The organism is Amycolatopsis sp. 2-15, assembly GCF_030285625.1.
In the GTDB taxonomy this organism is placed as follows: domain Bacteria; phylum Actinomycetota; class Actinomycetes; order Mycobacteriales; family Pseudonocardiaceae; genus Amycolatopsis; species Amycolatopsis carbonis.
The window spans coordinates 9,165,036-9,176,832 of record NZ_CP127294.1 but is presented as its reverse complement, the minus strand read 5'-3'; the positions used below and the strand labels follow the sequence as shown (position 1 = coordinate 9,176,832).

Annotated in this window: 10 protein-coding genes and 1 pseudogene; 8 read left to right on the top strand and 3 right to left on the bottom strand. The window is 71.0% G+C overall.

Features of this window, described 5'->3' with window-relative positions:
* Nucleotides 1-133: 133 nt before the first annotated feature.
* From QRX50_RS45275 to QRX50_RS45260, 4 genes are all read left to right on the top strand, one after another.
* The gene (locus QRX50_RS45275; protein WP_285969204.1) at nt 134-1,984 is read left to right on the top strand and encodes an Hsp70 family protein; all 1,851 of its coding nucleotides are present in this window, start codon (nt 134-136) and stop codon (nt 1,982-1,984) included.
* Between the two features lie 75 nt (nt 1,985-2,059).
* Nucleotides 2,060-2,254 carry a DUF3046 domain-containing protein gene (locus QRX50_RS45270; RefSeq protein ID WP_285969203.1) on the top strand — a complete coding sequence of 65 codons (195 nt, stop codon included), beginning with the start codon at nt 2,060-2,062 and terminating at the stop codon, nt 2,252-2,254.
* Between the two features lie 246 nt (nt 2,255-2,500).
* Nucleotides 2,501-3,550: a recombinase RecA gene (gene recA / locus QRX50_RS45265; protein WP_285969202.1), complete on the top strand. Its 1,050-nt coding sequence runs from the start codon at nt 2,501-2,503 to the stop codon at nt 3,548-3,550.
* Nucleotides 3,551-3,979: 429 nt separating this feature from the next.
* Nucleotides 3,980-4,507, top strand: a complete 528-nt coding sequence (locus QRX50_RS45260) for a regulatory protein RecX (protein WP_285974731.1) — start codon at nt 3,980-3,982, stop codon at nt 4,505-4,507.
* Nucleotides 4,508-4,648: 141 nt separating this feature from the next.
* Here the strand turns inward: QRX50_RS45260 and eda are convergent, their stop codons facing one another.
* The 3 genes and pseudogenes from eda to QRX50_RS45245 form a co-directional block, all read right to left on the bottom strand.
* On the bottom strand, nt 4,649-5,275 hold the full coding sequence (eda, locus tag QRX50_RS45255) for a bifunctional 4-hydroxy-2-oxoglutarate aldolase/2-dehydro-3-deoxy-phosphogluconate aldolase (protein ID WP_285969201.1): 627 nt from the start codon (nt 5,273-5,275) through the stop codon (nt 4,649-4,651).
* Nucleotides 5,272-7,196, bottom strand: a pseudogene (edd, locus tag QRX50_RS45250) (phosphogluconate dehydratase). The gene eda and the pseudogene edd overlap by 4 nt, the downstream one beginning before the upstream one ends.
* Nucleotides 7,197-7,389: 193 nt before the next feature.
* Entirely contained in the window at nt 7,390-8,616 is a 1,227-nt protein-coding gene (locus QRX50_RS45245; protein ID WP_285969200.1) for a cytochrome P450, read from the bottom strand.
* Between the two features lie 193 nt (nt 8,617-8,809).
* Here QRX50_RS45245 and QRX50_RS45240 point away from each other — a divergent pair, with 193 nt between their 5' ends.
* The 4 genes from QRX50_RS45240 (at nt 8,810) to sdhC (ending at nt 11,774) form a co-directional block, all read left to right on the top strand.
* Nucleotides 8,810-9,166 carry a YciI family protein gene (locus QRX50_RS45240; protein WP_285969199.1) on the top strand — a complete coding sequence of 119 codons (357 nt, stop codon included), beginning with the start codon at nt 8,810-8,812 and terminating at the stop codon, nt 9,164-9,166.
* Nucleotides 9,167-9,172: 6 nt separating this feature from the next.
* Nucleotides 9,173-10,429, top strand: a complete 1,257-nt coding sequence (locus QRX50_RS45235) for an RNA polymerase sigma factor (protein WP_285969198.1) — start codon at nt 9,173-9,175, stop codon at nt 10,427-10,429.
* 230 nt (nt 10,430-10,659) lie between these two features.
* Entirely contained in the window at nt 10,660-10,947 is a 288-nt protein-coding gene (locus QRX50_RS45230; RefSeq protein WP_220238087.1) for an Rv0250c family protein, read from the top strand.
* Nucleotides 10,944-11,774 carry a succinate dehydrogenase subunit SdhC gene (gene sdhC, locus QRX50_RS45225; protein WP_285969197.1) on the top strand — a complete coding sequence of 277 codons (831 nt, stop codon included), beginning with the start codon at nt 10,944-10,946 and terminating at the stop codon, nt 11,772-11,774. Before QRX50_RS45230 ends, sdhC begins: the two co-directional genes overlap by 4 nt.
* The last annotated feature ends 23 nt before the right edge of the window (nt 11,775-11,797 follow it).

Sequence of the window (11,797 nt, the reverse complement as noted above, 5' to 3'; positions counted from 1 at the left end):
ACCCGGCGACCCGGACGTGCACTGCGTCACGTCCGGGGCGACCAGCACAACCAGTTCTGCGGGTCCGCCCGCGCGGAAGCCCTTCGCATGGGAGCATCACCGCCGAGCGCAGCTACGGCGAAGGGGAGTGGGAGTGCGGATCCTGTCGGTGGACCTGGGGACGTCCAACACGGTCGCCGTGCTTTCCGCACACGGCAGGCCGCCGCGGGTCGTCGAGGTGGACGGCTCGGCCAACATGCCCTCGGCCATCTTCGCGGGCGAGGACGGCACGATCATGGTGGGCCGCGACGCCGAACGCCGCGCGCGCTTGGACCCCACCCGCTTCGAGCCCAACCCGAAACGCCGCATCGACGAGCAGACGCTGCTGCTGGGCACCGACGTCGTGCCCGTCAACGAAGCCCTCGCCGCGATCCTGCGCCGCGTGCTCGACGAGACCACCCGTCAGCTCGGCGGCGAGCAGCCCGACGAGGTCCGCCTCACCCACCCCGCGCAGTGGGGCCCGGTGCGCCGCAACGTCCTGCTGTCCTCGGCCCGGCTCGCGGGCATCGACGCGAGCGTGGTCCTGGTGCCCGAACCCGTCGCCGCGGCCGCGCACTTCGCGTCGTTCCCGGGCAAGGGGCTCGCGCCCGGGCAGGCGCTCGCGGTGTACGACCTGGGTGCGGGCACGTTCGATGTCGCCGTGGTCGGCGCGACGCAGAACGGCTACGTCGTGCTCGCCGAAGACGGCCTGCCCGACCTCGGCGGCCTCGACGTCGACCAGGCGCTGATGGTGCACGTCGGACGCGAGGTCTCGCACTCGGATCCCCAGCGCTGGCAACGCCTTCTGCGCCCGGAGTCCACGGCGGACCGGCGCACGCGGCGCGCGTTGCAGGAGGACGTGAAGGCGGCCAAGGAGGCGCTGTCGCGGCACCCGCAGACCGAGGTGCCGATGCCGGAGCCGTTCAAGGACGTGCTGGTCACGCGCGGCGAGCTCGAAGGACTGGTGCGCCCGGCGATGCTGCGCAGCGTGGAGCTGCTCGCGCGCACGCTGCGGACGGCCGGGCTGACGCCGGACCGCCTCGCGGGCATCTACCTGGTCGGCGGGTCGAGCCGGCTGCCGCTGGTCGGCTCGATGATCGCGGAGAAGATCGGCGTGGTGCCCGCGAGCCTCGACCAGCCGGAAACGGCCGTGGCGCTCGGCGCGCAGCACGTGGCGCGCGACGGGCTGTCGATGCGGACGCAGAACGTGGAGGGCCAGGTCGCCGCGGGTGCGCCCGCCTACGCGCCGGGCGGGTATCCGCCGCCGCCCCCGCAGCAGCCTCCGGCCGGGTACGCGCAACCGTCGTTCCCGGCGGGGCCGGCGCCGTCGAACTTCCCGACGTACTCGCCGGCCGCCGCCGCTGCTGGCGCTGCGCCAGCGAAGAAGAAGAGCCGTACCAAGCTGTGGATCGGCGTCGCGGTGGCGGTGGTCGTGGTTCTCGCGGCGGGGCTCACGGTGTTCCTGACGTCGTCCTCGTCGGTGCAGACCTACACCGCGGACCAGTGCCGCACGCCCGGGCCGGCCGACGCCCAGGGCCTCACCGGATGCCTGCGCCAGCTCGCGGGGAAGATCGCCGACACCGGCGGCTGCCGCCCCGGCATGGGCAACGGCCCGGCCGCGCCGGCGCAGAGCCTCGGCGCCACCTCGACGTGCGCGGCGCCGGGCCGCGCGGGCTCGCAGGTGACGTACGTGCAAGGCACGTCGGCCGCGGTGCTGAAGCAATACACGGACGGGCTGCTCGCCTCCGCGGGCGGCGACCGCGTCGAGGCCGCGTGGAAGGGCAACGGACTGGAGGGCCGCTACTCGTCGGCGGCCGGGCAGAACGCGGCGGTGCTGGTGTTCACGGTGTCCGACCGGCCGCTCGCCGGGTTCATCTACCAGGTCAATTCCGCAGGTCAGGGCGCTGCGCCGACCCCGGGGACGCTGGCGGACTACTTCGAGCAGAGCGTGCAGCCCGGCGAGTGAGAAGTTTTCGTTCGCTGCCACGGCGCGAACGGGCCGTTCGCGCCGCCGGCCAGGCCGCGAGTTAGCATTCTCCCGATGCGTATCACGGTGTTCCGGCGGCTCATGGCGGACGAGTTCGGTCGCGGGCGGGCCGAGGTGCTGGCCCAGGACCACGTGCTCAGCGGGCTCGGGGGGAAGACCGTCGACCAGGCTCTGGCGGCGGGGATCCCGGCGAAGCAGATCTGGCGTGAGGTGTGCGAAGCCTTCGACGTTCCGTCGGAGCGGCGCTGACCTGCGGTTTCCTTGTTCGTCCCGGGGAAGGGGAGCTCGAAAGGGCGAAAATCCTAGCGGACGGGCGTGTCGCCGCAACCCTCGAACACCTGTTCGTCTACAGTGTTGTGCACACCGGGGGCCGGCGATCCACAGATCGGTCGCTGTGCCGGGAATTGTCGGTCCCTCCCCGTAGCGTCGGACCGGACAGAGCTTGATCTGGACAACCGAACAAGCCACACAGGCCAACCAGCGAGGTGGACCCCAATGCCAGCAGCACCCGACAAGGACAAGGCGCTCGAGCTCGCCCTTGCCCAGATCGACAAGCAGTACGGCAAGGGCTCGGTGATGCGTCTCGGCGAAGACGGCCGTCCGCCCGTCGCCGTGATCCCCACCGGCGCGATCGCCCTCGACGTCGCGCTCGGCATCGGGGGGCTGCCCCGCGGCCGCGTCATCGAGGTCTACGGCCCGGAGTCCTCCGGTAAGACCACGGTCGCCCTGCACGCGGTGGCCAACGCGCAGCGCAACGGCGGCATCGCAGCGTTCATCGATGCGGAGCACGCGCTGGACCCGGAGTACGCCAAGAAGCTCGGCGTGGACACCGACGCGCTGCTGGTCTCCCAGCCGGACACCGGTGAGCAGGCACTGGAGATCGCGGACATGCTGATCCGCTCCGGCGCGCTCGACATCCTGGTCATCGACTCCGTCGCCGCGCTCGTGCCGCGCGCCGAGATCGAGGGCGAGATGGGCGACTCGCACGTCGGTCTCCAGGCCCGCCTGATGAGCCAGGCGCTGCGCAAGATAACCGGTGCGATGAACAACTCCGGCACCACTGCGATCTTCATCAACCAGCTGCGCGAGAAGATCGGCGTCATGTTCGGCTCACCGGAGACCACGACCGGTGGTAAGGCGCTGAAGTTCTACGCCTCGATCCGGCTCGACGTGCGCCGCATCGAGACACTCAAGGACGGCGGCGAACCGGTCGGCAACCGCACCCGGGTCAAGGTCGTGAAGAACAAGATGGCCCCGCCCTTCAAGCAGGCCGAGTTCGACATCCTCTACGGCCACGGCATCTCCCGCGAGGGCTCGCTCATCGACATGGGCGTTGACCAGGGCATCCTGCGCAAGTCCGGCGCCTGGTACACCTACGAGGGCGACCAGCTCGGCCAGGGCAAGGAAAACGCGCGGAAGTTCCTGCGCGACAACCCGGACATCGCCAACGAGATCGAGAAGCGCATCAAGGAAAAGCTGGGCATCGGCCCGCAGCTCGACGCCGAGGTCGTCGAAGCGGCGGTTCCGGCGCCGGTCGACTTCTGATTCCGGGCGGGGTGTGCTTCTGCTCTGGCGGGAGTGTGCTCGCGGAGGGCGCTCGCCGGTGAGCATCCGCCGTGCCTTGTGGGGGTCGAACCCCCACGCCCCCGCCAGGGGCAAGCCCCCTGGACCCCCGGCGGGGTTGCGTTGGTGAGGTTAAGTCGCGGGGGAGGGACGGTGTGGCGTGCTAGTGGGGCGCTTGCCGGTTTCTTCCGCCGGTGTGTTGTGGGGTCGGATCCCGAGCCTCGCCAGGGCAAGCCAGGTGAACCCTGGCGTGGCTGCGGCGGCGAGGTGAAGTCGCCTGCGTGGACGGGTCGGCCGCCATGGAGTGGGGCGACCCCCGTGCGGTGGGGGAGTGGTGCTTCGTCGGGCGGAGAGGGCTTGGCGGGGCGGAGTGCGTGAGGGAGGAAGGGCGTAGTGGCGAGGGCGCCGAAGGTGGAGCCGGCGGAGCTGCCGCCGGAGGAGCGGGCCAAGAAAGCCAAGGAGATCTGCTTCGATCTCCTGGCGGCGCGCCCGCGGACCGTCGAGGAGCTGCGGCAGACGCTGCGGCGCAAGGGTTTCGACGACGACACGATCGAAACCCTGCTCGGCAAGCTCGACCGCGCCGGCCTAGTCAACGACGCCGAGTTCGCCGAGATGTGGGTCAAGGCCCGGCACGCCGGCCAGGGCCTCTCCCGCACGGCCCTCGTCGCCGAGCTGCGGCGCAAGGGCGTCGACGATGAGATCGCGACCCAGGCCGCCGGCGAGGTCGACCGCGAGGCGGAGGAGCAGCGGGCCCGCGAGCTCGTGCGCAAGCGCCTCGGCTCACTCGGCAACGTCGACGAGCAGACGGCCATCCGCCGGCTGCTCGGCTTCCTCGGGCGCAAGGGTTACCCGCAAGGCCTTGCCTACACGGTCATCCGCGACGAACTCCGCGAGTTCGGCGCCGAATCCAGCCTGCTGGACGACGCCACCATCGACTGACCCCGCGCCCCGGCGCCGCGAAACCCATACCTGGAACCCGGAGTTCGAAAGACCCGGAGGTTCCCACGGCGCAGCAGCCCGAAGAGGCACTGTCGCCCTGCCGTTCCCCACCCCGCACGGGGAACGGCAGAGCAAACCGGCTCAGCCGCGCAGCGCGGCGGCCTCCGTGGCCAGCTTCTCGACCATCCCGAAGTCCTTGGCCGCCAACAGCTTCGCCGGCGTCAGCCACGAACCGCCGATGCAGCCGACGTTCGGCAGCGCCAGGTACGACGGGGCCGAGTCCACGGTGATCCCGCCGGTCGGGCAGAAGCGCAAGTCCGGCAGCGGACCCGTCAGCGACTTCAGGTAAGCCACGCCACCGCTGGCTTCCGCCGGGAAGAACTTCAGCGCCGTCAAGCCACGCTCCGCGAGCCGCATCGCCTCGGACACCGTCGCGGCGCCCGGCAGGAACGGCAGCCCGGTGGCGAAGCAGGCGTCGAGCACGGCGTCGGTGCAGCCGGGCGTCACCAGGAACTTCGCGCCGGCGTCGGCGGCCTGCGCGGCCTGGGCCGGCGACGTCACGGTGCCCGCGCCCACGGCGATGTCCGGCACCTCCGCGGCCACGCGCTCGATCGCGGCGAGGGCAACGGGCGTGCGCAGCGTCAGCTCGATCACCCCGATCCCGCCGGCGAGCAACGCGCGCGCGGTCGGCACGGCGTCGTCGACGTCGTCGATCACGACCACGGGCATCACGGGCGAAAGGGCGAGCAGGTCCGAACCGGTGGTCACTGACCGACCTCCTGGGTTTCCAAGGTGTGCAACGGCAGTCCGAGTGTGCCCCGCCCGGCGGGCGCGTCGCGGAGCAGGTCCAGCTCGGCCGTCAGCGGGCCGAACACACTCGCGCCCTGGTCGGCCGGACCCACCGCGCGACGCAGCGCGCCGAACAGCTCCCGCCCGGTGCCTGCCACGAACGCCGGCGGCGCGTCCAGAAGATCCCGGCGCGCGAACTCTTCGGCGTCGACAAGCACATCGAGCGTGCCGGAGCGGGCGTCGAAGCGGACGACGTCACCGTCGGCGATCCGGGCGATCGGCCCGCCCACCGCGGCCTCCGGCGTGACCTGGATGGCCGCCGGGATCTTGCCCGACGCGCCCGACATGCGTCCGTCGGTGAGCAGTGCGACCTGGAAACCGCGGTCCATCAGCACACCCAGCGCCGGCGTGAGGCCGTGCAGCTCCGGCATGCCGTTGGCCTGCGGCCCCTGCTGGCGCAAGACCACCACGACATCACGGTCCAGCTCGCCGGCCTCGAACGCGACCGTGAACGCCTCCTGCGACGTGAACACCCGCGCCGGCGCCTGCACCACGCGGTGTTCCGGCGCCACGCCGACACCTTCGTCACGGCCCGGCCGAGGTTGCCGGCGACCATGCGCAGCCCGCCGTCCGGCGCGAACGGCCGCCACACCGGGCGCAGCACGTCCTCGTCGAGGCTGCGGGTGGGCACGTCGCGCCACACTAGCTCGCCGTCGGACAGGATCGGCTCCTGCGTGTAGCGGCGCAGCCCGAACCCGGCGACGGTCTGCACCTCCTCGTGCAGCAAACCGGCATCGAGCAGCGTGCCGACCAGGAACTGGATGCCGCCGGCGGCGTGGAAGTGGTTGATGTCCGCGCTGCCGTTCGGGTACACGCGCGCCAGCAGCGGCACGACGGCCGACAGGTCCGAGAAGTCGTCCCACGTCAGCTGGATGCCCGCCGCCGCGGCGATCGCGACGAGGTGCATCGTGTGGTTGGTCGAACCCCCGGTGGCGAGTAGCGCGACGATGCCGTTCACGAACGCTTTTTCGTCCAGCACCCGGGAAACCGGCGTGTAGGACGCGCCGCGCGACAGCTCGACCGCGCGCCGGCCGGCCTCTTCGGTGAGGGCCTGTCGCAGCGGTGTGCCGGGCGGCACGAAGCTCGCGCCGGGCAGGTGCAGGCCCATCACCTCGACGACCATCTGGTTCGAGTTGGCCGTGCCGTAGAAGGTGCACGTGCCGGCCGAGTGGTACGACGCCGCCTCCGCGTCGAGCAGGTCCTCGCGCGTCGCGAGACCCTCGGCGTAGAGCTGGCGGACGCGGGCTTTTTCCTTGTTGGGCAAGCCGGAGTTCATCGGCCCGGCCGGCACCAGGATCGCCGGCAGGTGCCCGAACGACAGCGCGCCGATCAGCAGCCCGGGCACGATCTTGTCGCACACGCCCAGCAGCAGCGACGCGTCGAACAGGTCATGGGACAGCGCGATCGCCGTGGCCATCGCGATCACCTCGCGGCTGAACAGCGACAGCTCCATACCCGGCCGGCCCTGCGTGACCCCGTCGCACATCGCGGGCACCCCACCCGCGAACTGCGCCACACCGCCCGCCGCACGCACCGACTTCTTCAGCCACGCGGGGTACTCCTGCATCGGCTGGTGCGCCGACAGCAGATCGTTGTAGGAAGACACGATCGCGACGCCCGGCGCGCGCAGCTCACGCAGGGCCGCCTTGTCCACGCCGTCCATCGCGGCGAACCCGTGCGCGAGGTTGCTGCACGCGAGACCGCGGCGCACCGGGCCTTCTTCGTGGGCCGCGGCGCTGCGCGCGAGGTGGGCGGCGCGCGTTTCCGCGCTGCGTTCGACGATGCGGGCGGTGACCTCGGCGACGACGGGGTGCACCGCCGGGTCGGGTGTGCTGCTCATGTCCGGCTCCCGGCTCACTCTGTGGTGGGGTCCTGCGTGGTGGGGTCCGCGCGACGGCAGCACTGGCGTCTCAGGAACGTGACGGCCACCACGGTAGCCGGTGTCGGGCGGGTTATCAAAATCGATTCAGTAAACCCCGGGAAAACAGCGAGCCGCACCCCGCGTGTCGGGTGCGGCTCGCTTGTATCCGGGTTCACGGGGCCGTGGTCGTCCAGGTGACGGGCAGCTCGTGGACACCGTAGATGTTCATGTCCGTCCGGAGTTTCACCTGGTCAGCGGGGACGGCGAGCCGCAGCGTCGGGAAGCGCCGCAGCAGCGCCGCGAACCCGGCGCCCATCTCGATGCGGGCCAGCTGCTGGCCGAGGCACTGGTGCACGCCGTGGCCGAACGCCAGCTGGCCGCGCGAGTTGCGGCGGATGTCCAGCGTGTCGGGGTTCTCGAAGCGCCGCGGGTCGTGGTTGGCGGCCAGCGTCGAGACGACGACGGTCGAGCCGGCGGGGATCGTCTCGCCACCGAGCTCGAGGTCTTCCGTGGCGTAGCGGAAGTTGATGTCGACCACAGACAGGTATCGCATGAGCTCCTCGACGGCCCCGGGCAGCAGCTCCGGGTCGGCGCGCAGCTCGGCCAGCTGCTCGGGGTGCTCCAGCAGCGCGAACGTGCCGAGCGCCAGCATGTTCGCCGTCGTCTCGTGGCCGGCGAGCAGCAGCAGGAACGCGATGCCGGTGAGCTCCTCGATGCTGAGGTCCTCCTGCCGGGCCAGGTCGGACAGGATGTCCTCACCCGGCTCGGCGCGTTTTCCCGCCACCAGAGTGCCGAGGTACGTCGTCAGCGCACCGTAGGCCGCCATCTTCTCCTCGAGCTCCTGCTCCTTGACCAGGAACTTCGCCGAATTGGCCTGGAAGTCGGCGCGGTCCTCGTACGGCACCCCCAGCAGCTCGCAGATCACCAGCGACGGCACCGGCAACGCGAACTCCTTGACCAGGTCCACCGTCGGCGTCAGCCGCGCCATCGCGTCCAGCTGCCGCTCCACGACCTCGGCGATGTGGTCCTCCAGCTGCTTCATCCGCTTGACCGTGAACGCGCCGGTCAGCTTGCGCCGCAGCCGCGTGTGATCCGGCGGGTCCATCGCGATGAACAACCCGGGCACCTGCGGCGACGGCTCCGTGGCGGCCGGCATCCCGGGCGTCTCGTAAGGCACGTGCATGACCCCCAGGTCCTGCCGCGAACTGAAGCGGGTGTCGGCCAGCAGCTGCCGCACCTCGTCGTACCCGGTGACCAGCCAGCCCTCGTGCCCGTCCGGGAAGAGCATCGGGCTGACCGGCCGCGCGTCCCGCAACCGCGTGATCTCCCGCGGCGGATCGAACGGTCCCGCGTCGCGCTCCATCGGCAACCCCTGCGGGACGGAAACCGTCTGGCTCATGGGACTTCCTTTCATGGTGGTCTCGGGGACCACTGTGGCCGCCCCACCTGACACCGGCCTGATACGGCTCTGACACCGGCGCTCTTACCCATAAAATCGACCGGCCGGGCGCCGGACAATCGATTCGCGGCCGGCTCGTTCGTCGTAGAGGCAAGCGGGCCGGACCGGGCCCCGAGGCGATGGGATGTGTCAGATGGTGAAGTACCTGCTCCTCATCTATGGGGACGAGCAGATCTGGGAAGCGGGCTCCGCAGAGGACCGGAAGGAGATCGAAGCGGGCCACGCGGCGTTCGTCGCCGCAGCCGGTGACGCGGTCCTCGCCGGCCACGAGCTCTTGCCGACGGCGACGGCCATGAGTTTGCGCGGCAGCGTGGCCGGCCGGCCGGCGCCGACCGACGGACCGTTCCTGGAGAGCAAGGAAGTGCTCGGCGGCTACTACGTGGTGGAGGCACCCGACCTCGACGCCGCGATCAAGCTCGCCGAGCGGCTGCCGGAGCTGACGGTGGCCCACAGCGGGGTCGAGATCCGGCCGATCAACGAGCCGGGCTAGCGCGAGTTGACCGAGAACAGCGACGTCACAGAGGCCGTCGCGCAGGCGCACCGTCACGAGTGGGCCAGAGTGCTCGCCGTGACGGTGCGCGTCGTGCGTGATCTCGACCTCGCCGAGGAGTGCGTCCAGGACGCGTATGCCCAGGCTCTGCGGAACTGGGCGGTGAACGGTGTCCCGGCGCGGCCGGGTGCCTGGCTGACCACCGTGGCGCGCAACCGCGCGAAGGACCTCGTGCGGCGGGAGTCGGTGCTGCGCTCGGCGTTGCCGCTGCTGGTCATGGACGACGTCGTGGCCGGGCCGGAGGACGGGGCGGGCCCGCACGCGGTCGGCGACGACCGGTTGCGGCTCGTCTTCACCTGCTGCCATCCGGCGCTGTCCCGCGATGCCCGGGTGGCGCTGACCCTGCGACTGGTGTGCGGCCTGTCCACCACCGAGGTGGCGCGCGCGTTCTTGGTCCAGGACTCCGCGATGGCGGCCCGGATCACGCGGGCGAAGAAGAAGATCAGTGCTGCGCGGATCCCGTACCGGATGCCCGCACCCGGTGATCTGCCCGAACGCGTCGGCTCCGTCCTCGACGTCGTGCACCTGGTCTTCACGACCGGTCACGCCGCGCCGGTCGGCGAGCGGCTCGTCCGGCGCGACCTCGTCGACGGCGCCATCCACCTCGCTCGCACGCTGCACGAGCTGCTGCCGGACAACGGTGCCGTCGCCGGTCTGCTGGCGTTGATGCTGCTCACCGACGCCCGCCGGGACACCCGCGTCTCCGAGGCCGGGGAGCTGATCCTGCTCGCCGAGCAGGACCGGTCGCGGTGGGACGTCCGGCAGATCGACGAGGGCACCGCGCTGCTGACCGAGTCGCTGCGCCGCGCGGGCCCGACGAGCTACTCGGTCCAGGCCGCGATCGCCGCGGTGCACGCGGAAGCTCCGACGTGGGAGGACACCGACTGGGCGGAGGTCGTCGGGCTCTACGAGGTGCTGCGCCGGTTGTGGCCGTCGCCGGTCGTCGAGCTCAACCGCGCGATCGCCGTCGGGTTCCGGGACGGCCCGGAGGCCGGCCTCGCCGCGCTCGCGCCCCTGCTGGCCGAGCCGGCCCTGGGGACCTACACCTACCTGAGCGCGGCCCGCGCCGACTTCCTGCGCCGCCTCGGCCGGTGGGCGGAAGCGGCGACGTCCTACGAGGAGGCCCTGACGATGACCGACAACGACGTGGAGCGCGCTTTTCTGGTCAAACGCCGCAACGAGGTCGCCACCCACCTCGACTGATCAGCCCTGTCGATCCCGCGCCACCACCCGCCGCTGACCAGCGCACCCACGGCTTACCGACGGCCTGGCTCCACGACACGGCCCCGAGAGGGGTCGACTCCCAAGGTCAAGAGGCAATACGCTAGGGAATGTGCTACTTGTCACATAGCACAACGCGAGGCAGAGTCGTACATGGCGAAAGTGATCGTCACCCCGGCTCCTGTCAGCCCCACCGAACAGGGAGGCTCCCGATGTCCACCACAGAGCTCGCCGAACTGCGGCGCACCATCGGCCAGTTGCGGCAGTGCGTGGGCGCCCTGCGCTCTCGGTACGGCGACGCGTCGGCGGTGCGCCGGCTGGCCAACGATGTCGAGCGGCTCGACATCGACACCGCTGAGCTGGACGGCCACCCGCACGCCGTGCCGGCGCAGGCGAAACCCGTGGACCGCGTACCGGTTCCGGACACTCCTTACGATCCGGCGTTGTGGCAAGGCGCCGATGACGAAGGCGTTGGCGGCTACAAGCGCGACCAGCGGTGAGCGCCCCCGCTGACAACGACGTCAGCCGGGCCCGCACCGGTGTCCGCTCTCCGGGGCGGGCGCTTCTGGCCGACCGGACGTTGCGCACCGACCGGTGGTGGCTGCAACCCCTGCTCACCGTGCTGGGGCTCGCGACCTTCATCGTCTATGCGACGGTCCGCGCCTTCGTGCGCACCGCGTACTGGGTGCCCGACTACCACTACCTGACGCCGTTCTACTCGCCGTGCGTGTCCACTTCCTGCGTCGAAGGCTCGAGCCACTTCGGGCACTGGTTCGGCGACTTCCCGAGCTGGATCCCGCTCGGGGCGCTGGTCCTGCCGTTCCTGCTCGGCTTCCGCCTGACCTGCTACTACTACCGCAAGGCGTACTACCGCTCGGTCTGGTTCTCGCCGCCCGCGTGCGCCGTGGCCGAGCCGCACGGGAAGTACTCCGGCGAGACGAAGCTGCCGCTGATCATCCAGAACGTGCACCGCTACTTCTTCTACGTCGCGGTGATCGTGTCGCTGGTCAACACCTACGACGCCGTGGTCGCGTTCCAGAGCCCCAGCGGGTTCGGCTTCGGGCTGGGCAACATCATCATCGTCGCCAACGTGGTGCTGCTCTGGGCGTACACGATCTCCTGCCACTCGTGCCGGCACGTCACCGGCGGCCGGCTGAAGCACTTCTCGAAACATCCCGTCCGGTACTGGGTCTGGACGCAGGTCTCGAAGCTCAACACCCGGCACATGCAGCTCGCGTGGACCACGCTCGGCACGCTGGTGCTGACCGACCTCTACGTGATGCTCGTGTCGAGCGGAGCCATCGCGGATCTGCGTTTCGTCGGCTAGCGTCGGCACCCTCTCTCCGGCAG